Origin of the sequence: Undibacterium sp. Ji50W, from assembly GCF_049340445.1 — a bacterium.
Taxonomy (GTDB): Bacteria; Pseudomonadota; Gammaproteobacteria; order Burkholderiales; family Burkholderiaceae_D; genus Undibacterium.
The window spans coordinates 132893-154734 of record NZ_JBMPOX010000004.1 but is presented as its reverse complement, the minus strand read 5'-3'; the positions used below and the strand labels follow the sequence as shown (position 1 = coordinate 154734).

Genomic DNA, 21842 nt, shown 5'->3' with positions numbered 1-21842 from the left:
GGGATGGAATGGAATCTTTTCCACTTTGCAGACTTGATTGTGGAATGACGGTGCCTATTTAAGTACCAAGGCACAAGCAGCTCGCCCTTCAAAGAAGCGACTGAAATGGCGATGGATTTTTGACGTCAATTTATTTGTCATCATAGCAAGCATGAAGAGAATGCGCATTTTGAATTGCCCGCAAATAAAATGCGAGATGGTAGAACTCGCGTACTACCTATGATCCAAATATGATGCCAGTGATGCAGCGCCAATACCACTCATCATTTCCGGCAAATCCTGTGACAAAAAATGGCCGTGCGATGCGCACAAACGTCCAGGGTCAGGCGAGTTTTTGCACGAAAACGAAAGTGGTATTACCGCTCTGGCTATTTATGACAAACTTGTCAGAAACAAATTGATTTTCTTGTTACATAAAACTTACAAAGTATCGAACTCTAATGCGATGCAAACGGGGGGCTGTAAAAAAACCTGTCCAAATTTTCCCAGAATTACTGGTGAGCGTTGATACGCTCACCAAATTCCATCTCAAAGCAGTTTAGCGTCTGTCGCCAGTGTTATGCCGCCAGGTACACCGGCGTCATGGCAGAGGCATCATCAGGAAACAGTTTTCTGCCGTTGATGGAAAATCGAATGACACTATGGAGCGTCATCACTCAGAAGCTTAGCTGGAGGTAGCCGCTTTGCTGCGCGCCACATGTAATTTCTTGTAGCTGTCGATCAGGCGCTGGTGCCTGTCCAGCCCTTCCAGTTTCATGCTGGTTGGTGTCAAGCCATAAAAGCGCACGCTGCCGTCGACTGATCCCAATACCGCATCCATGCGCGCATCACCAAACATGCGGCGGAAATTAACCAGGTAATCTTCCAGTTCCAGCTCGTCATCCAGCGTGACTTCCAGCACCACATTCAGGGCTTGATAAAACAAGCCGCGATCGACCGTGTTGTCGTTGTATTGCAAGAAGGTTTCGACCAGTTCTTTTGCCTCTTCAAACTGCTGCAAGGCGAGATTGATCAGCAGCTTCAACTCCACAACGGTGAGCTGGCCCCAGACCGTGTTCTCGTCAAACTCTATACCTATCAGGGTGGCGATGTCGCTGTATTCGTCCAGCTCATTGTTTTCCAGACGATCAAGCAAGTCTTCCAGTTGTTCATCATCCAGCGTATGCAAATTCAGGATATCAGCGCGGAACAACAAGGCTTTGTTGGTGTTATCCCAGATCAGGTCTTCAACCGGATAAACTTCAGAATAACCTGGCACCAGTATTCGGCAAGCAGTAGCGCCTAAGTGCTCATACACCGCCAAGTAAACTTCTTTGCCCATTTCCTTGAGTATGCCGAACAAGGTCGCGGCTTCATCCGCATTGGAGTTTTCGCCCTGACCAGAGAAATCCCACTCAACAAAATCGTAATCAGCTTTGGCACTGAAAAAGCGCCACGACACCACGCCGCTGGAATCGATGAAGTGTTCAACAAAGTTATTTGGCTCAGTCACCGCATTGCTGACAAAGGTAGGCTGTGGCAAATCATTAAGGCCTTCAAAACTGCGACCTTGCAGTAATTCTGTCAGGCTGCGTTCCAGCGCCACTTCCAGGCTGGGGTGCGCGCCGAAAGAAGCAAACACACCGCCTGTGCGCGGGTTCATCAAGGTCACGCACATGACAGGGTACACACCACCCAGCGACGCATCCTTCACCAGCACTGGAAAACCCTGCTCTTCCAGCCCCCGTATGCCCGCCACAATGCCAGGGTATTGCGCCAGCACTTCTTGCGGCACATCAGGCAAGGCGATTTCACCTTCCAGAATTTCGCGCTTGACGGCGCGTTCAAAAATTTCAGACAGACATTGCACCTGCGCTTCGGCCAGGGTATTACCGGCACTCATGCCATTGCTGGCGTACAGGTTTTCGATGAGGTTGGACGGGAAATAAACGACCTCGCCATCCGACTGCCGCACATAAGGCAGCGAACAGATACCGCGCTCTGCATTGCCAGAATTGGTATCGACCAGATGCGCGCCACGCAGCTCGCCATCGGGGTTGTAAATGTCAAGACTATACTTATCCAGTATGTCCTTGGGCAGTGCATCTTTTTTGCCAGGCTTGAACCAGCGCTCTTCCGGGTAATGCACAAAGGCTGCGTTGGCGATATCTTCACCCCAGAACGAACCCGCATAAAAATGGTTGCAACTCAGGCGCTCGATGTACTCACCCAGGGCCGACGCCAGTGCGCTTTCCTTGGTCGCGCCCTTGCCATTGGTAAAACACATGGGCGAATGCGCATCGCGGATATGCAGCGACCACACATTAGGAATAATATTGCGCCACGAAGCAATCTCAATCTTGATACCCAGCCCCGCCAGCAAGCCAGACATATTGGCGATGGTTTGCTCCAGCGGCAAATCCTTGCCCAGGATGTAGGTAGATGTAGAGGTAGCCGCATCCGCAGAAGGGTTCAAGGTCAGCAGGGCCTGCGCATCGGCATCCAGGTTCTCGACCTCTTCAATCACAAACTCCGGCACGGCCTGCACCACTTTTTTGACAGTACAACGGTCGATGGAACGCAAAATACCTTCGCGGTCCCTGGCAGAAATATCCGCAGGCAACTCCACCTGTATCTTGAAAATCTGCGCGTAACGGTTTTCCGGATCAACAATATTATTCTGCGACAGCCGGATATTTTCAGTAGGGATATTGCGGGTATTGCAATACAACTTCACAAAATAAGCCGCACACAAGGCCGACGAAGCCAAAAAATAATCAAAAGGACCAGGCGCAGAACCATCCCCCTTATAACGGATAGGCTGATCAGCCACCACCGTAAAATCATCGAACTTGGCTTCAAGACGAAGCTTATCGAGAAAGTTAACCTTAATTTCCATGGGGGAGTTCCAGAATAGTGTACGAAATCGTGTTGGCGGTATTATCCGTCTTTTCTGAGGTGGGCAGGAAGGCTTGTTTTTCAGCCTAGTGCCTTACATTGAAATTTGAACTGCGTCGCAAGAGTAGCTGCGTCGATTTTGAGGACACTTAGTTCACAATGCAGCCAGTTTTGATAAGCAGAAAACAAAAGTTATTGGCGTAATATCACCGAGCATTACTCAAAACTGCTATATATTTAATCAGCTTCCTTGCATAACGTTACCAGATAAATGAGTATTTCTCTTGGGACGATCCAGCACTGAAATGCATTCACACCATAATTCCTACCCCTTTCCCAAATAGCTTACTCAACGGCATTAAAAATTGATATAGTAATGTCATCATTTTATTCATTTCTTGTGGCTACATCTTCTAAACCAATTCAAAATGAAAAACTTAAAGCATCTCAAGGACTTCAAATTTGATTCAAAGATACTTGGTTCTCTATGCATTGGCTCATTGAGCACGGAAGCTCGAAAGGAAGTTCAAAAAAAGGTGCGTTCGATAAATATCAACGCGAAGGAACTTGCTAAATGGGTGTTTTCCCAAGTTGCTCATAAGGTCACTGGAAAATTAGTCGTGGATGATGTTTGCGAAGGCTCTTTGGTAACTTCATTTGAAGTAGAACAACTCAGCGACGAAGAATTGAACAAATTTTCTGAGATCTATGGTGGTCGGTTCTTTGGAACCTTGCAACACCAAGACGTGGCTGAAGGACAACCATCTGGAGTCAACTACTTAGTGTTTCAGATTAAGGAAACTAACCGCAGAGAAAGAGAACAGTACGAACAATTTCAGAAAAATGTAAAACGGCTTCAAGACCCCCCCGTGGTCAAAGCAATACGTGACGCGGAACAGATAAGCAAGTTCATCAATAATCCCGATTGGGAAGGAATAAAAAAAACATTCCACATAAATCGCGCTTGGGAAGATTTGCGGAACCTTAGCGCTCCTTACGAGAATATGCTTAAGAAGCAGGAAGAAGTCTATAGTTGGAAAACGTATATTGAAAAGCTGCACAGACTTGATTCAATTGCAGAGAAATTTGACTCTGTTTTACAAACTAACTTAGGCTTTTCCTCTGCGCTCAAGCAGATCCAAGAATCACAGAACTGGATGACAGCGTTTGAACGCGCCCAAAATGCTTATTCACACCAGTCTGTGCTTGATTCCTTCACAAAAAATCAGGCAACGTTTCATGCCGTTAGACAACAATGGGAGCTACCTCGGCAACTCGTTGAATCAGTTGGAGCATTGTCTGCATTGCAGAAAAAAATCGGCCGCTTAACCTTGCCAACATTGAACTGGTCCTCTGCCGCCGAACTTTTCCAAATTTTAGGGCCAGAGGGCTTGCAAGAGCATCTTGCTGCACTTGGTATTGACGAGAATGGAGAGCTCGACGATACACCAGAAAAACGACTTCTGAGCCCTATACAGCAAGATTTGTTGGTATTACTTAGTCTCATACTGACCATTCTTTTCTTTATTTACCAAGAGCAATCGTCTGGAAAATGGCAGGAAAATGTAGACTCAAAACTGAATTCATATGCGGTCATGCTGGAGCAGCAAAACAAGCAATTGGAGGCACTCTCTGCTATTTTAGAAAAAACTCTCATCAAGGATACTAGGATTTCGATCACGCGTTTTGTTGTGCTTGACAGAGCGGCACTCGTCTATACACAACCACAGTCAGGGGCATCTGTCACAGGCAAGTTACTACCAAGAGAAGTCGTTGCGCTTATATCCGAAAATGGAAAGTGGATTGAGGTGCGCTACTACAATTGGATCAGCCGAGAATATGCGACTGGTTGGGTGTTAAAAAAGTATTTCATACGTGTTCCACCGTCACGTCAGGATGAGGGTTAATCGATGGCTATTGATTGGAATTTAGTCACACCAATAGTTCTAAATTCACTAAACCTTGACAAATTCTTTTCGGAAGCATCCCGTCAAGAATGTTTCAGTTTTTCGGAGCAAATTACGTTAGCACTAAGAAATGAAGCGGCATGGACACAAGACCAGCTTAACGCCTTACGATTTGTCGGTGCAACGCTAACAATGCGGCTCCAATATGGGAGTGTAGGTGATCCGTTCGGCCCGAAGTTTGTAATGGATGGGCAACGTTCAACCGTTGCAAGCGATTTTCCACGCGAAAAAATTGAAGCGTTGGCACAATGGGTGTTGAGTCAAAAAAATGCAGAGTTCCGTGCACGAATGCTTGACCTAATATGGGTGATCGCTAAATCATATCCTGCAGCTCAAGGTGCTATTTCGGCCTATATTGAAGCAGCAGATATTCTTGAAGATCCCAAGGAGTGGACCAGTTTCGCAGATCGACTTGAACGCGCACTTCGACTTGCTGTCAGTTTGGGCAGAGGTGGGGCAATTTTACGTGCCACTGTACTCGGAAAATTGGAAGCAACAGTTAATAAATATCAGGGCACTGACCCCTTATTTCTCACTTTCCGTCTAGTTAGCCTGCTGCTAGAGTTTAAATATGGCGATATTGCGACCTTCGCTAAATATACACGGATCGCCGCTGAGCAGGCAAACTCGCGTAAAAACTATTGGGCTGCGAAAGATTACTTTGAACTCGCAGCCCGATGCCACGATAAATTGGGTGAAGTTGACGCACATGGGGAGGCACTAAGGTTATCGGCAGAAGCATTGGTTTCAGAAGCTGAACTTGCATCCTCTCAACAAGACGGTGGAAGAGGAGCTATGGCGGGAGCCTTCATTATGGCTCAAGCCTACAATGCGATGCGCCAAGCACCAAAAGGAAAAGGTCGTGCAGAAGATATTCATGCACGTTTACTCAAATTGCAAGAGCAGTCACTTCCAGAACTGAAAGAATTGTCAACAACCGTCAATATCCAAGAATTGATTGATAAGGCTGTCGCAAAAACAAGCGATAAGCCGCTTCACGAAGCACTCATCGTACTGTGTAAAGTTAATAATGCTCCACCCATTGAGAAGTTAATGGAAAAGGTACGCAATGAAGCACGGACTGCAATTTTAAGTAGTATGTTTTCCAGCGATGTTATTAATTCACGCGGGAGGGTAGTAGCTAAAACACCACCACTTGCGGTAGCTGAAGAAGATATTGAGAATGATGGCCTAAGGTTCCGACTCTTCCGCCATGCTCGAACTGACAGGGATTTAGTTATTCAAGCTTTTATCAATCCCATGCGTTCGATTATTTTCAATGAGCACAACCCTGACCGTTCCGATATTCTCAACTACATCCAGCACAGCCCTTGGATTCCACCTGGTCATGTCGAAAGCATTATCCGTGTTCTGATTGCGGGATTTCAAGGAGATATGCTTATTGTTGCTCACATGATTCCACCACAAATCGAGGCGTTGATTCGGCATATAATCGAGTTGAATGGTGGAGATACTTCGATGTTCAATGCGGAAGGTTTACAACCTGAAAAGTCGCTAAACGTCTTACTGAAAATGGACGAAGCACAAAAAGTCTTTGGAATAAATGGAGTTATAGAGCTGGAAGATATTTTTGTAGATCAGCTAGGCTCAAATCTCCGGAATGAAGTTGCTCATGGTTTAATTTCGGATGGACAAATGTTTAGTAGCGACGTTCTATATGCCTGGTGGCTACTGCTAAAGTTTTGCGTATTGAGTTCAAAGTGGCAGGCAGAACAGACAACAAAAACGAACATTAAACCAACAATCCCTTGAGACGAATAGGCGATTTTTTCAATCGTTTCCTGCCGACCGCGAGTAATCAAGAATAAAGTTGATTCTGACAGAGTTGACGACCGTCAGTGACTCAAAGTGCAACTACACTTGGCCGAACTCATCGCCCTGCAGCAGGCATTTCATGAGCTAGCAGAATGTACAGCAACACTTCGCCCTCACGACTCCGAATCAAACCCAAATACTCGAAGCTCCTGATCACAGCGACACGCTTTGGCGATACGTGCGGCCCAGGCGATGGCGTCTTCTCTTGTAGGAAGCTCAAGTACAGTGAATCCACCATTGAGTGGAGGCGTCCACGGGTAACCACCCTCAGCGACTGCGCCATTGGCCGACACCAAAACGGGCGCTACTGTTTCATCGATTCCACCGGCGAAAACGTAGACGCCTGCTTCCTTCGCGTCGCGTATCACGGCATGGGCGTTTCGCCCCACCGTCTCCATCTTACTGTCGTGTACTTTCATTGCAGCACTGGGGAATGAAATGAGATACTTTGCCATGATCTTCTTTCTCCAGGAATTTTTTGCTTAGTGATAAGGGCTATACACTATTGACTACATTGAATAAAGTTGGTCGCGCCTAAAGCACACTTTTGGCCGGAGACAGAATTCGGGCACATCATTAAGGACGGCATAATCATCGCTCTAGGGTCACTTTCGACCCAAAGCTGACGTACACAAACTGAGTTCTCGATGGATCTAGCGCATCTGGAAACATGTCATGTAATACGCTGCATGACAGTTGTTGCTTCGTCCGATCGCCAGACTTCGACCCATGGCTCTGAGCCCTCTATAGTCCAAACGAGCAGATCGCGGTCACGAAGCTCATCCCAATCGTCATCCGGCCATGGAAAGTGCCATCCTCCCAACACTGCCACTACGTCTTTATCGTTGTATATCGGACAGTTGTGCATCCACTGTTCGGTATATGCTTCGTTTTCCAGATCGCGGCTTGCATTCGGTGGCGGGATGGAACGGGTGACGTGGGCGTACAGATACTCTCCCTTTTCTTCGGTAAGTGTTGCCGCCTGCGAAAATACCGTGATGCCGGATGCACAGTCTTCTTCATTGGTATAAACGCTTAGAACGCCGTTCGAACCAAACTCAGATTGCAAGTAACTACTGTCCACGCTGATCCAGTGGCGATATGGGCCCGACGGTGGTGGCACGATCCCATCACCACCCCATACGGCCGCGATATCGGTTCCTGTTCGTTTCAAGAGCACGCATTGTCTCTCGAACTGTTGTGCTGTAGCTGGAAGAATATCCAAGTGGTGTGATCGAACAGATCCCTTTGTCACATCGTTGGCCCTTGGTCTTTTCGAGCCATTAAGAAAGCCTAGGAGAAACTTGCGAATGATCATGGCTTTTTCCAATTTGAGACATAACGCTGCTTACATGATTGTCCAGTCTTGACCGAAAGCGGCCCGTCGGCATGCCCACTTTACATGAGCTTGGTCAACGTGGCCACGATGTCGTAGCATGCTCGCTAGCGGACCGTTCCGACCAACTTTATTTACTCTAGTCATAACGCAATGTCATTCCCTATTCAACCGTGACGCTTTTGGCCAAATTCCTCGGTTTATCAACATCCGTCCCCCGCGCCAATGCCGTGTGATACGCCAGCAATTGCAGCGGCACCACGTGCAGTATCGGTGACAGTTGCCCGTAATGCTCCGGCAGGCGTATCACGTGTACGCCTTCGCTGGAGGTGATGCGGGAGTCGGCGTCGGCGAAGACGTAGAGTTCGCCGCCGCGGGCGCGGACTTCTTGCATGTTGGACTTGAGTTTTTCTATCAGGGTGTCGTTGGGGGCGACGGTGACGACGGGCATTTCTTTGGTGACCAGGGCCAGGGGGCCGTGTTTGAGTTCACCTGCTGGATAGGCTTCGGCGTGGATGTAGGAAATCTCTTTGAGTTTTAATGCACCTTCGAGGGCGATGGGGTAATGCAGGCCGCGTCCGAGGAAGAGAGCGTTTTCTTTACGGGCGAATTCTTCTGCCCAGGAAATGATTTGTGGTTCCAGCGCCAGCACGGCGCTGATGGCGACGGGCAGGTGGCGCAGGGCGCGTATGTGTTCTGCTTCGTCAGTCTCGCTGAGGCGGCCTTTGCTTTGTGCCAGTGACAGTGCCAGCAGGAAGAGTGCTGCCAGTTGGGTGGTGAAAGCCTTGGTGGAGGCGACGCCGACTTCTACACCGGCGTGGGTGATGTATGCCAATGCACATTCACGCACCATGGCGCTGGTGGACACATTGCAGACTGTAAGGGTGTGCAGCATGCCCAGGCTGCGTGCATGTTTTAATGCGGCCAGGGTGTCTGCTGTCTCGCCACTTTGCGAGATGGTGACGACCAGGGCGTTTGGATTGGGTACGCTTTCGCGGTAGCGGTATTCGCTGGCGATTTCTACATTGACGGGGATTTTTGCTATCGCTTCTATCCAGTATTTGGCCGTCAGGCCGGCGTAATAGCTGGTGCCGCAGGCGAGTATCAATACCGAATCAGTTTGCTTGAAGACTTTGTAGGCACCGTCACCAAACAGCTCGGGCATGATGCTGATGACGCCTTCGAGTGTATCGGCAATCGCACGGGGTTGTTCGAAGATTTCTTTTTGCATGTAGTGGCGATACGGGCCCAGTTCTGCTGCGCCGCTGTGGGCGTGTACGGTTTTTACTTCGCGCTGGACAGATTTGCCTTCGCTATCGACTATCCATACTTTTTGCAATTGCAGGTCTACCACGTCGCCTTCTTCCAGATAGATGATCTGGTCGGTAGTGCCTGCCAATGCCATGGCGTCAGAAGCGAGGAAGTTTTCACCCTGGCCTACGCCGACGATCAATGGGGAACCCTGGCGTGCACCGATGACACGATGCGGTTCGTCGCGGCAAAATACGGCGATGGCAAATGCGCCGGTCAAACGTTTGATGGCGATTTGTACGGTGTCGAACAGGTCGCCACTGTAGAGGTGATCTATCAGGTGGGCGATGACTTCGGTGTCGGTCTGGCTTTCAAAGACATAACCAGCTTGCGTCAGTTCAGCACGCAGTTCTTCATGGTTTTCGATAATGCCGTTGTGTACCAGGGCAATGCGGTCGCGTGAAAAATGCGGGTGGGCATTGGATGATGACGGTGCGCCATGGGTAGCCCAGCGGGTGTGGGCGATGCCGGTGAAGCCAGCAAGGCCGGACTGGTCTATCTGCGCCTGCAGGTCTGCCACGCGGGATGTGCTGCGTGAGCGTTGCAAATGGCCATCTACATGCAGGGCGACGCCGCAAGAGTCATAGCCACGGTATTCGAGCCGTTTTAAACCTTCGAGCAAGACGGGGGTGATATTACGTTGAGCAACTGCGCCGACGATACCGCACATAGTGACCTCTGATGAAAGAATGAATATTAGTACTTACGCAAAACCGCCCTGGCTGCGTTGCAGCTCCTAGCCGTGCTAAAGCACTGTCTTCGTTGCTACGGTGTAGTCGGGGTTTCAGGCAACATGTTGCCTGCCGACGTAACGAACCTCCCCTGCAAGGGAGGTTTCCTAAAGCGATAGCCTTGCCAGGACGATTTTGCGTAAGTTGTAAGTTCTAAAGATGTATCCATGCTAAAGCAGATAGCATGATGTTTTCTTTCAAAATTTAATTATTATTGAAATTTAAAGAACATCAATTTCATATTTGAACTATTATTTCATTCATTGCTATTTTAAGAAATAATTAATCACATGTTTGCCATCGACGAGCTGGACAAGCGTATTTTGCAACAATTGCAAAAGGATGCATCCCTGACCAATCATGAGCTGGCCTTGCGTGTGCATGCGTCTGCCCCTACCTGCCTGCGTCGCGTCAAGCGGCTGACTGACGAGGGTATTATTGCCCGCCAGGTGGCAATACTGGATACGGCCAAACTGGGGGCAGGCTTGACGGCGATTGTGGAAATCACGCTTGATCATCAAGCGACAGAAAAACTGCTGGAATTTGAACAACTGGTGGCGCAAGAAATCGCGGTACAGCAATGCTACCGGGTGTCGCCCGGGCCGGATTTTGTATTGGTGATACAGGTGGCGGATATGGCGGCTTACCATGCGCTGGCGCACAGGCTGTTTGCCACACATGCCAATGTGCGCAATGTGCGCAGCTTCTTTTCTATCTTGCGCAGCAAGTTTGAAACGGGTATCGCTCTTTGAAGCTTGCTGCAAATTTGAAATGACTGCGCGCCCTGGTCCTACTCAAGTGCTAGGTTTATTTTTCCACTACCCCTTGTTTCGGAAACTCGCGCTGCCGGTTGCCTTCCTTCAGCACTTCGGGTTTGTAGTAGCGTAGAAAGCCTTTCCACACCATGCCTGAGCGGGCGGCCCGTTCAAATAATTCTTGCAGGGTATTGCGGTCATCCTGGGTCAGCGATTTTTTGGAGAGATAAATACCGCTATCGCTCCATGGTAATTCGGGGATGGCTTCAAAACGCAATTTGTCGGATAAGTCTTCAACCCTGGCATCGCCTTGCACGGCACCGACAAAAATATAGGGTGCCATGATAGCCACATCAGCGACATTGGCTTTCAGTACCCGTGCTACGGAAACCGGATCTGATTCCAAAATCAGCCTGCCCTGCCGGCTTAGTTCAGCCACAATGGTTTGATAAGCTTCGCCGTAGTCATAGCCGCGCACCACGACCACTTTCAAATTCTTTTGCTCCAGCAATTCTTGCTGGTTACGTATGGTGGGGCGGGCAGACTGCAGAGAAATCAATGTGGAGCGCGTATGGATCATTGGCACAAAAATACCAAGTTCATCTCTCTTGGGTGTGCGTATGGCAGGAAAAAGTACATCAGCCTGACCATTTTCAAACATCAGTTCAAGACGGGCGCGCGGCACCGCTGGAAATTGAAACTGACAAGTTTCTTTGGATGAAAAACCACGGAAAATTTCTGGGTAAATGCCGGTGACGTTGTCCCCGTTGATGATGACACTAAAACCCAAAGGGGCAACAGGCGCGATAATGGTACGTGAACAGGCAGCCTGAGCATGTAGATAAAATTGACTCAGGAACAAAATCAGCACGACACGCAAAGTAGGGGACTTTGTCAGCATACTCACCAATTTCACTTTGATTACATCTTTACACGATAGACCAAAAAACCGCTTCACTACAAGCAACATTTCGATCTGGAAAGTTACTATTTGTCACACAGAGCAGATAATTTATTTTGCATCAGAATTTCTATCTTGCCATAAGCCAGCCTGATCAAGCCGCTTACCCTGAAAAATCTTAATTCTTTCGAGAGGGTTTGGCGGGTTATACCCAGCATCATTGCCAGTGATTCTTGTGTCACCTTCACCAAGGCACGCTCACCGGGCTGAAGGTTGGCGACATCTGCCAGCAGTAGCAGGCGGCGCGCCACCCTGGCCCTGACGGAGCGCAAGCCACCGTCTTCCACAATACCGTATAACAGGCGTATGCGCCTGGCCAGCATACGCGCAATTGCGGCAGCGAAGGCTGTTCTTTGCATCAGGGCTGCGAAGGTGGCTGGTGGCAAGACCAGTAGTTCCACCTCATCCAGCGCTGTGGCATCGTGGGTACGTGGGTGGCTATCTATCAAGGAAATTTCACCAAACCAGGTGGCAGCGTCAAGAATAATGAGTATGGCTTCGCGCCCGCCTTCACTGAGGGTAGACATTTTGACGCTACCGCTGATAACGGCATAGAAACCTGTGGGTATATCCCCTTTACGGAACAGCATTTCACCTGGACGCAAGCGCAATTGCTCGCTTGCGACTACCATAGCCTTACGGTCTCTTGCAGGCAAAGCCGCAAACCAGGGGTCGCCCAGCAAGATGCGCATTAAGTTGTCGTCGGATGTCATAGCTGTGTCGGGTGTCAGGTATCAGGTTAAAACCCTTGAAACTGCAAATTGTAAAATATTTGACAGTTTAAGATGAAAACAACATTGTAAGGTATGGTTGCAAGCATTTACTGAGGAGTAAGTCACATGCAACAGCGTGCCCAATTTGTCCGTATGGACGACAGTACCAGAGAAGACTGGCAAATCATCGGTGGGGAATTCATGCAATTTGCCCAGAACCTGCCGGACCGTGTCATCAAGCATTTGCGTTTGCTGGAAGGTGATTATGGTGGCTTTCCCATAGACCGGTTCACCCATTCATTACAAACCGCCACCCGCGCCATGCGTGATGGTCGCGACGATGAATATGTCTGTTGTGCCCTGCTGCATGATATTGGCGATACTCTGGGTTCCTTCAACCACCCTGATATTGCGGCAGCCATACTGAAACCCTTTGTCGCCGAAGACAATCTGTGGATGGTGCAACACCATGGCATTTTCCAGGGGCATTATTTCTTCCACCACATCGGCATGGACAGGGACATGCGTGAACAATTCCGTCAGCACCCGCACTTTGAACGCACGGCAGAATTCTGTGCCTTGTACGATAACCCTTCGTTTGACGCACATGCTGAAACTTGTCCGCTGGTGGAATTTGAACCCATGCTGAAACAATTATTCAGCAAGCCACGCAATACGATCTACAAAACCGCAGTCAGCGAATAAATCAGAAAAACAACATTGGAGATAGCATGGACATACCCTCAGTCAAGGATCAGGTCAGCGCAGAAGAATGGCAATTACGCGTTGACCTGGCTGCCTGTTACCGCCTGGTCGCCGCGTATGGCTGGAGCGATCTGGTGTTCACCCATATCAGTGCCCGCATCCCTGGCCCTGAACACCATTTCCTGATCAATCCGTATGGCCTGATGTTTGATGAGATCACTGCGTCGTCATTGGTCAAGGTAGATCAGCAATGCAATAAGGTGATTGATTCGCCCTTCCCGGTGAACCCGGCGGGCTTTGTCATCCACAGTGCCGTGCATGCGGCACGTGAAGATGTGCAATGCGTATTGCATACGCATACCCGTGCCGGGGTGGCTGTCAGCGCGCAAAAATGTGGGGTGCTGCCGCTGTCGCAGCAATCCACTTTTGTGCTGGCATCGCTGGCGTATCATGATTATGAAGGCGTTGCTTTCAGGGAGGATGAAAAACCGCGCCTGCAGGCTGACATGGGTCACGCCAACTTTCTGGTATTGCGCAACCATGGCTTGCTGACGGTGGGCAAATCAATCGCCGATGCTTTCCTGTCGATGTACACCTTCGAAGCAACTTGCCAGATACAACTGGCAGCCCAGGCCGGCGGTGAACTGGTTCACGTCAACCCCTTGATCGTCAAAGGGGTGTCGGAAGCCATGCGGGTGCAAACGGGTGGCTTGGGTGGCGCATTTGTATGGCCATCCCTGATACGCAAACTGGATCGCATGGATGAAAGCTATAAAACATGAACGCACAACAGAAAGTCGTCATCATCACCGGTAGTTCTGACGGGATAGGGGCGGAAATGGCGCGTCAACTGGCACGCACTTATGGTGCCAAACTGGCACTTGTGCTGGCCGCGCGCAATGAAGAGGGCTTGCAAAAAGTGGCCGCCCAATGTCAGGCGTTCGGTGCGCTAACCTTGGTGGTGAAAACTGATGTCGGCATCGAATCCAGTTGCCGCCAATTGATTGACGCTGCCGCCGCCCAGTTTGGCAGTATCGATGTGTTGATTAACAATGCGGGTAAGTCTGCACAGGCATTGTTTGGAGAAGTGGATAATCTGGGCTGGTATCAGGAACTGATGCAAATCAATTTTTGGGGCAGCATCTGGTGCACACATGCCGCCCTGCCCTATCTGAAAAAATCCCGTGGTTTCATCGTTGCTGTTTCTTCGCTGGCGGGCCTGATCGGTGTACCTGGTCGTACCGCATACTGTTCCAGCAAATTTGCCATGGCTGGTTTTTTTGAAAGCCTGCGTACAGAACTCCGTGGTTCGGGGGTCAGGGTTACACTGGCTTATCCGGGTGTGGTTGCCACCCAAATCCGCTATCACGGTTATAACACGACCGGTGATGCTGCTGGCAGCAGTGGCCTGAAAGAAGATGACGCCATGTCAGTAGAGGAATGTGCCGCCCTCATCATACGTGGTTATGAACGCGGTGATCGCGACGTGGTGATGACCTTCAAGGGCAAGCTGGCACGCTGGTTAAAATTAATCGCACCAGGCCTGGTAGAAAAATTGGCGATGGCAGCCTTGAAGAAAGAAGTCAGGCCACACTAGTGAACTGATACTCGCTACACGCAAAAATACCCTGAACAGCAATATCAGTTCAGGGCATTTTGTTTTACAGATTAGAAGCGGTGCTGAATACCTACCGTCGCCGATGTCTGGTTAGTAGCAAAACCAGCATCATCACGTGATACGCCTGTCAGCTTGTTATTGCTGGCCTTGGCGTAACCTGTGGCAATGTAGATGTCGGTACGTTTCGACATCGCGTATTTGGCACGCAGTGCCAGCAAACCTGGGTCAGCATCTGCACCAGGCGCCATATTCTTGATGTCCTGATAGTAGTACACGCCGGTCAGTGTCCATGCCGGAGCTACTGCATAATTGACACCCAGCCACAGCATGTCACTGCGCTGATCGGCAGTACCGCTTGCCATGGTTTTCTTGAAATTGCGATAGCCGGCAAACAGCTTGGCGTCACCCAGATCGTAGGTGGTGCCCAGATGCAATACCTTGGCCTGGTCGTAAGAACCGTTGGCGATCGGTGCGCTATTGTTTTGTTCGTAAGTGATGACTGCAGCCCATGGGCCATCAAATGCACTGGCAGCCAGGATGTATTTGGCGTTGCCAGATGTATTGCCAGCGACTTCACCAAAACCATAGGTCGCACCCAGTTTGAAACCCTTGCCATCAAACTGGTATTTCAACAGATTGGATACGCCGGTCAACATGCCGTCTTTGCGGCCGCCAGTGGCACCGCCAGACGTTGCCCAGGAATACTGTGGCGCATAGCCCATAGGGTCAAATGGCAAAATGAAATCATAGGTGGTGCTGTAAGAACGACCGGCAATGATACGGCCAAAATCACCCTGCAAACCCACATTCGCCTGACGGCCAAAGATGTCACCATCTGATGCGCCGGTATCAAGCAGGACGCCGCCTTCCAGTTGCATGATGGCTTTCAGGCCATTACCCAGATCTTCGCTGCCGCGCAGACCAAAGCGCGAGGTGTTCATGCCACCGCTATTGAGTTTGAACTGGCTGTTTTTATTTGCGTCACCATTATTGTTGTAAGTGATATTGGCATCAATCAAACCATACACAGTCACACTTGATTGTGCATATGCTGCACTTGCCATGCATACCAGCGTTGCGGCGCCGAGTAGCTTTTTCATTGGTGTTCTCCTATAGAAATTATATTTTGCAGACAACATGCGCGTCATGTAGTCAAGGTCGTGCTGACCTGTGATGTGAATAAAACAGTTCAATACGCCTGGGTACAGGGTAAAGAATGGAAGCTTTCAGTTGCCTTTCTATGGGCTGATTTGGGCCCTGCAAGCCAGCGGCTTGTAGTAAGAAAGCCTCTTTACACCATCGTTGAATTGACCAGCCCTCGCCAGATTTTTCATTCCGCTTGCGCCATTTTTTGCAGGCTTCACACCTTTTTTCTGCGTTTGATCTCATTGCGGTGGTGGCCTGCGACAGCGCGTCTTAACCTGTCCCTGCAGTCACCCAATAACCCGAAGCAAACTTGAAAAAATGGAGTTCATCATGAACGCAATCACATCTATCCTCACTCACACCACTGCCAAAAAACTGGTGTTGGCCGCCAGCCTGGCCATCATCTCTGCCAGCAATGCCATGGCTTTTTCTGAAACCGAATTCCGCGCCGCGGTAAAACAACTGGTGGCCAGCCCTAACCCCGGAATCAATCAGGATCAATATGTCGCCAATGCCGTCAGCAGCTGGTTGAATCAGGATTACGTCAATTCAGTAGGACAGGTAGAAATTGATGCCGCACGACAAGCCAGCCAGCATGCTGCCAGCAGTTTTAACAGCTTGCTGAAACAGGAACCCGGCAACCCTTTGCTGATGTCGTACGCAGGCGCAGCCACCGCCAAATCTTCGCTGGAAAAAATAGCCAAAGCTGAGAAAACAACGGCGCTGGAAGATGGCACAGCCATGGTGGAACAGGCATTGCAACTGGCCAGCAACAGCCAGGCCATGCATGGTTCCGTACCGGTCGCGCTGGAAGTACGTTTTGTCGCCGCCAGCACTTTCCTGGCGGTACCACGTGTCATGAACCGCAAGCAGCAAGGTGAGCAACTGTTGAAAGAAGTGCTGGACGCCCAACAGTTTGCCCAGACTGATCTGAACTTCCGTGGTGCCGTATGGTTGCGTGCAGCCACCCTGGCGGTGGAACAGCAACTTACAGACGACGCCAAAAAGTTTTTGACAGAAATCCTGAAAAACAATGCGCCGCAATCACGCAGCGCAACTGAACTGTTGCAGAAATTGTCCTGATCACTTGTCCTGATCAATGCGAATGAAGATATACCCTGAGCTTGCGGTCAGCATGTGTTAAGACCGCAAGCGCAAAGTCACAGGTAACAAGACTTTATTTCTTGATTTTCACTGGCCTTTGCCAGGAATCAATCGTCAATTGTTTGGGGCGGGATACCGTCAGTTTGCCTGCCGGGGCATCCTTGGTCAGGGTAGTACCTGCACCCAATGTCGCGCCCTTGCCCACCCGTACTGGTGCCACCAGTTGCGAATCACTGCCGATGAAGGCATCATCCTCGATGATGGTACGGCTCTTGTTGACGCCATCATAATTGCAGGTAATGGTACCGGCCCCAATGTTCACGCGGCTGCCTATGGTGGCATCGCCTATATAAGCCAGGTGATTGGCCTTGCTATGCGCCGCGACCTGGCTATTCTTGACCTCGACGAAATTGCCGATGTGCACATCCTCTGCCAACTCGGTACCAGGACGCAGGCGCGCATAGGGCCCTATCTGCGATTTGGCACCAACGATGGCATCATCAATATGGCAAAACGCCTTGACTGATGTGCCCGCCGCAATACGTGCATTCTGGATGACACAGTTCGGCCCTATGCTGACGCCATCTTCCAGCACCACTTCGCCAATAAATACGCAACCGACATCGATGCTGACATCACGCCCGCATTGCAGGTGGCCACGCACATCAATACGGGCCGGGTCAAACAGGGTCACGCCTTGCTCCAGTAACTGGCGGGCGATGTTCAGTTGATGGGTTCTTTCCAGCTCGGCCAGTTGCACCTTGCTGTTGACACCCAGGGTTTCCCAGATTGCATCCGGCTGTGCTGATACCACCTCGACACCGCTGGCAACTGCCAATGCCACGATATCGGTCAGATAATATTCGCCCTGCGCATTATTATTCGACAACTGGCCCAGCCAGGATTTCAAATGCATCGTCGGTGCCAGCATGATGCCGGTATTGATTTCGGTAATCTGGCGCTCTGCTTCATTCGCATCTTTTTGTTCGACGATGCGCACGATGTTGCCCTTTTCCCGGACGATGCGTCCCAGACCGGTGGGGTCGGCCATGTGTGCCGTCAAAATACCCAGCTTGTCATTACCGGCAGCGGCAACCAGGCGCGCCAGGCTGGCTGGTGTAGTCAGCGGCACATCGCCATACAGAACCAGGGTGGGCACACTGTCATCCAGTACCGGAATTGCCTGCGCCACTGCATGGCCAGTACCGAGTTGTGGTTCCTGACGGGCAAAACGCAAGTCGTCGGCAGCCACGGCGGTCGGCACTTGCTCACCACCATGTCCATAGATGACGCAGATATTGCTGGCATGCAGCTGGCGGGCGGTGTCGATGACATGGGATAGCAAGGGCTTGCCAGCCAGGCCATGCAAGACCTTGGGCAGCGAAGACTGCATGCGTTTGCCCATACCGGCAGCGAGAATGACGACGTTCATGGTGTAGAGAGAAAGTGAATATTCTGAAAATTTTATCACGCGACACTGCCACACCCAGAGCTATGCGCTTATTCTGCTGGTTGTTTGATGTCCGTTTAATTCCCGCAAGATACAAAAAAGTACAATTCAGCATGTTTCCCGATAGCGGACTCATGTACAATTGAGAATAATTATCATTTAGAATAGCGGCTTATTTGCGTCACTTGTTTGCGTCACTTATTCGCTTCATTTCCCTATTTACACCATGCAGCCATCCAGTCCCGATCAATTGCCACTCCAACAAAAACGGGCCTTCTGGCTGCGTCATCTGCATCAGTGGCACTGGATCAGTTCAGCCATGTGCCTGGTTGCCATGCTGCTGTTTGCCGCCACCGGCATCACCCTGAACCATTCAGCCCAGATCGAGGCGCATCCGGTAGTCAGCAAGAAGACCGGGCAATTGCCGTCAGCTTTGCTGGATCAGTTGCTGGTACTGAAAAACACCGATGATGCCTTGTTGCCTGCCCCGGTGACAGACTGGCTGGACCAGGAACTGGACATCCATATTAACGGGCAAGTACCGGAATGGTCGCCAGAAGAAGTGTATGTCGGCCTGCCGCGCCCCGGTGGCGACGCCTGGTTGCGCATTGCGCTGGATAGCGGCGACATCGAATATGAATTGACCAGCCGTGGCTGGATTGCCTACTTCAACGATTTACACAAAGGCCGCAACACTGGCACTGCGTGGAACTGGTTTATTGATGCCTTTGCTGCAGCCTGCCTGATTTTTTGCGTGACAGGATTGTTCCTGCTGAAAATGCATGCCAGCAAACGTCCAAGTACCTGGCCGCTGGTGGTGTTTGGGCTGGTCGCACCGTTTTTGCTTGCTCTGATGTTTATCCATTAATTTGTCTTTCGTTTATCCTTCTTTTATTCATTGATTGTTCATCATAAGGTTGTTCTCCCATGCGTAATTTGCTCCCGTTTGCCATCACCAGCCTGCTCGGCACTCAAGCCATGAATGCCGTCGCGGCCGACCTGACATTGAAAGTGGAAGTGCCCGCCCTGAAAGTGGCGGAATACCACAAGCCGTATGTCGCCATCTGGCTGGAAAAACCGGACCAGACCTTTGCCGGCAACCTGTCAGTCTGGTATGACTTGAAGAAGCGTGACAATGAAGGCACAAAATGGTTGAAGGACTTGCGCCAGTGGTGGCGTCGCAGTGGCCGCGAATTGCAGTTACCTGTCGATGGTCTCAGCGGCGCAACCCGTACCACGGGCGAACAAACCCTGAGCTTTGCCGGTGACAAGGGTGTGCTGGCCACTTTGCCGGCGGGTGATTATCAGTTGATCGTCGAAGCAGCGCGTGAAGGTGGTGGCCGTGAAGTCGTCAAAGTACCATTCCAGTGGCAAGCCAAAGGTGAACAAAACCTCAAGGCCCAGGGTAGTCACGAACTGGGTGCCATCGCTGTGACCATCAAATAAACCAGGCTCAAGGATAATAATGAACACTTTCAAAAAAATCGCCTTCTTCTCGGCACTGGCTTGCGCAGCTTTCTCTGCCCAGGCACACCGCGCTTTCCTGGTACCGTCTTCCACTGTCGTGGCGGGGAACACGCCATGGGTGACGATTGATGCTGCCGCTGCCACCGATGTCTTCGTTTTTGATCACAATGCCCTGAAGCTGGACAACCTGTTTATCACCGCACCGGATGGCACAGCGCTGAAGCCGGAAAACGCAAGCACAGGCAAGTTTCGCAGCAGCTTCGACGTGAAACTGAGCCAGGTTGGCAGCTATAAAATCGGCTTCGTCAATGAGGGCCTGATGGCCAGCTACAAGGAAGATGGCAAAATCAAACGCTGGCGTGGGACGGCAGAAACATTTGCCAAGGAAGTACCGGCCAATGCGGAAGAACTGCAAGTCACGCAACGCAGTGGTCGCGTCGAAACCTTCGTCACCAATGGCAAACCCGGCGGCAAGGCAATGGATATCAGTGGCAGCGGGCTGGAACTGAGCGGCATCACCCATCCGAATGACCTGGTCGCTGGTGAAACAGCCCAGTTCCGCCTGTTGCTGGATGGTAAACCGGCCGCCAATGTCAACGTCACCGTGATCGCTGGTGGCGTACGCTATCGCCAAAAGCTGGATGAAAAAACCTTTGTCACCGACAAGGATGGCAAATTCAACATCACCTGGCCAACTGCCGGCTTGTATTGGCTGGAAGCAGAACTTAAAGATGACAAACAGGTCAAGGCACCTGCCAAAGTCAGGGTTGCCAGCTATGTGGCGACACTGGAAGTCTTGCCACAATAATCTGCATAATCTGGCATCCCTACCATGCGTCGTGTTTTTATCCCGCTGCAAGCATCTGAACCGTCGGCACCAGCAGCCCAGGCGCAAAGCCTGACGCTGACCGGTGCCTCCATGGGAAGCAGTTGGCATGTGCAGTTGCTAGCAGATGGCAAACACGAAGGCGCAATGCTGGAAGCCGGCATACAGCAAGTGCTGGACCAGGTCGTCTTGCAAATGAGTACCTGGGACCCGGCATCTGATCTGTGCACCTACAACCGCACAAGCGCAGGCAGTTGGCAACAACTGTCCGATGAATTTTTCAAGGTCGTTGATTACAGCCTGTACCTGTCACAACAGACTGCCGGTGCCTTCGACATCACAGCAGGTAAACTGGTTGACCTGTGGGGCTTTGGCCCGGCAGGCAAGCGTACAGCCGTACCAGAAGCGCAGCAGATGCAGGCTGCGATTCAGACTGCGATGCAGGCCGGGAACTGGAAAGCGCTGGAGCTGGACCATATCAAACGCCGCTTGCTGCAACCGGGTGGCATTGCGCTTGACCTGTCGTCGATTGCCAAGGGCTTTGCCGTCGATCAGGTAGCCGGTTTTCTGGAATCCCTGTCCATCAACAGCTATCTGATAGAACTCGGTGGCGAGTTGCGCGGCTTGGGCATGAAGGCGGATTGGTCGCCATGGTGGGTTGCCATCGAAAGCCCGACCGCCATGCCGGGCAGCGGACAAAAGAAAGAATACCTGGTGGCGCTGCATGAATTGTCCGTTGCCACTTCTGGCGATTATCGCCAGTTCTTTGAGCAGGATGGGCGGCGTTATCCCCATACGCTGGACCCGCGCACCGGCTACCCGGTAGACAACGAACTGGCTTCAGTCACGGTATTGTATAGCCAATGCATGGTTGCCGATGCCCTGGCCACGGCCCTGACCGTACTCGGTGGCGAAGATGGCCTGGCGTATGCCAATCAACATCATATTGCTGCCCTGTTTTTACAGCGCAACGGCCCCCATCTGGAAGAGACAATGAGTGCCGCCCTGATTGCCATGCTGGACTGAATGACTAATTGAC

The 21842-nt window shown here is 50.7% G+C and carries 19 protein-coding genes; 11 read left to right on the top strand and 8 right to left on the bottom strand.

The window, feature by feature from the left end; translation table 11 throughout:
• Positions 1-664: 664 nt before the first annotated feature.
• Entirely contained in the window at positions 665-2878 is a 2214-nt protein-coding gene (locus tag ACO0K9_RS09325) for an OsmC domain/YcaO domain-containing protein (protein ID WP_422984100.1), read from the bottom strand.
• A gap of 427 nt (positions 2879-3305) precedes the next feature.
• On the opposite strand from ACO0K9_RS09325, the gene ACO0K9_RS09320 reads away from it, so the two are divergent.
• Together ACO0K9_RS09320 and ACO0K9_RS09315 are read left to right on the top strand one after the other, a co-directional pair.
• Positions 3306-4784 (top strand): hypothetical protein, encoded by a 1479-nt coding sequence (locus ACO0K9_RS09320; RefSeq protein WP_422984098.1) that lies wholly within the window; start codon positions 3306-3308, stop codon positions 4782-4784.
• Positions 4785-4787: 3 nt separating this feature from the next.
• Positions 4788-6617, top strand: coding sequence for a DUF4209 domain-containing protein (locus ACO0K9_RS09315; protein ID WP_422984096.1), 1830 nt, complete (start codon positions 4788-4790; stop codon positions 6615-6617).
• A 176-nt stretch (positions 6618-6793) separates the two neighbouring features.
• Here ACO0K9_RS09315 and ACO0K9_RS09310 read toward each other — a convergent pair whose 3' ends face one another.
• From ACO0K9_RS09310 to glmS, 3 genes are all read right to left on the bottom strand, one after another.
• Positions 6794-7135: a YciI family protein gene (locus tag ACO0K9_RS09310; protein WP_422984094.1), complete on the bottom strand. Its 342-nt coding sequence runs from the start codon at positions 7133-7135 to the stop codon at positions 6794-6796.
• Positions 7136-7353: 218 nt separating this feature from the next.
• Entirely contained in the window at positions 7354-7998 is a 645-nt protein-coding gene (locus ACO0K9_RS09305; protein ID WP_422984092.1) for a hypothetical protein, read from the bottom strand.
• Between the two features lie 181 nt (positions 7999-8179).
• Positions 8180-9997, bottom strand: coding sequence for a glutamine--fructose-6-phosphate transaminase (isomerizing) (gene glmS, locus ACO0K9_RS09300; protein WP_422984090.1), 1818 nt, complete (start codon positions 9995-9997; stop codon positions 8180-8182).
• A gap of 351 nt (positions 9998-10348) precedes the next feature.
• On the opposite strand from glmS, the gene ACO0K9_RS09295 reads away from it, so the two are divergent.
• Positions 10349-10810, top strand: coding sequence for an Lrp/AsnC family transcriptional regulator (locus ACO0K9_RS09295; RefSeq protein ID WP_422984087.1), 462 nt, complete (start codon positions 10349-10351; stop codon positions 10808-10810).
• A 55-nt stretch (positions 10811-10865) separates the two neighbouring features.
• Here ACO0K9_RS09295 and ACO0K9_RS09290 read toward each other — a convergent pair whose 3' ends face one another.
• Complete coding sequence (locus ACO0K9_RS09290; RefSeq protein ID WP_422984085.1) at positions 10866-11720, bottom strand: substrate-binding periplasmic protein; 855 nt, start codon at positions 11718-11720, stop codon at positions 10866-10868.
• Positions 11721-11800: 80 nt separating this feature from the next.
• Positions 11801-12487 carry a Crp/Fnr family transcriptional regulator gene (locus ACO0K9_RS09285; protein ID WP_422984083.1) on the bottom strand — a complete coding sequence of 229 codons (687 nt, stop codon included), beginning with the start codon at positions 12485-12487 and terminating at the stop codon, positions 11801-11803.
• Between the two features lie 126 nt (positions 12488-12613).
• On the opposite strand from ACO0K9_RS09285, the gene ACO0K9_RS09280 reads away from it, so the two are divergent.
• Genes ACO0K9_RS09280 through ACO0K9_RS09270 form a run of 3 tightly spaced genes read left to right on the top strand, consistent with a single transcriptional unit; the run spans position 12614 to position 14789 of the window.
• Entirely contained in the window at positions 12614-13192 is a 579-nt protein-coding gene (locus ACO0K9_RS09280; protein WP_422984081.1) for an HD domain-containing protein, read from the top strand.
• Positions 13193-13218: 26 nt separating this feature from the next.
• Positions 13219-13974, top strand: a complete 756-nt coding sequence (locus tag ACO0K9_RS09275) for a class II aldolase/adducin family protein (protein WP_422984079.1) — start codon at positions 13219-13221, stop codon at positions 13972-13974.
• The gene (locus ACO0K9_RS09270; protein ID WP_422984077.1) at positions 13971-14789 is read left to right on the top strand and encodes an SDR family oxidoreductase; all 819 of its coding nucleotides are present in this window, start codon (positions 13971-13973) and stop codon (positions 14787-14789) included. The genes ACO0K9_RS09275 and ACO0K9_RS09270 overlap by 4 nt, the downstream gene beginning before the upstream one ends.
• A 71-nt stretch (positions 14790-14860) precedes the next feature.
• Here ACO0K9_RS09270 and ACO0K9_RS09265 read toward each other — a convergent pair whose 3' ends face one another.
• Positions 14861-15910, bottom strand: coding sequence for a porin (locus ACO0K9_RS09265; protein ID WP_422984075.1), 1050 nt, complete (start codon positions 15908-15910; stop codon positions 14861-14863).
• A 376-nt stretch (positions 15911-16286) separates the two neighbouring features.
• Here ACO0K9_RS09265 and ACO0K9_RS09260 point away from each other — a divergent pair, with 376 nt between their 5' ends.
• Positions 16287-17039, top strand: a complete 753-nt coding sequence (locus ACO0K9_RS09260) for a hypothetical protein (RefSeq protein WP_422984073.1) — start codon at positions 16287-16289, stop codon at positions 17037-17039.
• Between the two features lie 94 nt (positions 17040-17133).
• Here ACO0K9_RS09260 and glmU read toward each other — a convergent pair whose 3' ends face one another.
• Complete coding sequence (gene glmU / locus ACO0K9_RS09255) at positions 17134-18492, bottom strand: bifunctional UDP-N-acetylglucosamine diphosphorylase/glucosamine-1-phosphate N-acetyltransferase GlmU (RefSeq protein ID WP_422984369.1); 1359 nt, start codon at positions 18490-18492, stop codon at positions 17134-17136.
• 244 nt (positions 18493-18736) lie between these two features.
• Here glmU and ACO0K9_RS09250 point away from each other — a divergent pair, with 244 nt between their 5' ends.
• The 4 genes from ACO0K9_RS09250 to ACO0K9_RS09235 are packed head-to-tail and all read left to right on the top strand — an operon-like array spanning position 18737 to position 21829.
• On the top strand, positions 18737-19378 hold the full coding sequence (locus tag ACO0K9_RS09250) for a PepSY-associated TM helix domain-containing protein (RefSeq protein ID WP_422984071.1): 642 nt from the start codon (positions 18737-18739) through the stop codon (positions 19376-19378).
• A 59-nt stretch (positions 19379-19437) separates the two neighbouring features.
• Positions 19438-19956 (top strand): DUF2271 domain-containing protein, encoded by a 519-nt coding sequence (locus ACO0K9_RS09245; RefSeq protein WP_422984069.1) that lies wholly within the window; start codon positions 19438-19440, stop codon positions 19954-19956.
• A gap of 19 nt (positions 19957-19975) precedes the next feature.
• On the top strand, positions 19976-20785 hold the full coding sequence (locus ACO0K9_RS09240) for a DUF4198 domain-containing protein (RefSeq protein WP_422984067.1): 810 nt from the start codon (positions 19976-19978) through the stop codon (positions 20783-20785).
• 24 nt (positions 20786-20809) lie between these two features.
• Positions 20810-21829 (top strand): FAD:protein FMN transferase, encoded by a 1020-nt coding sequence (locus tag ACO0K9_RS09235; RefSeq protein ID WP_422984065.1) that lies wholly within the window; start codon positions 20810-20812, stop codon positions 21827-21829.
• The last annotated feature ends 13 nt before the right edge of the window (positions 21830-21842 follow it).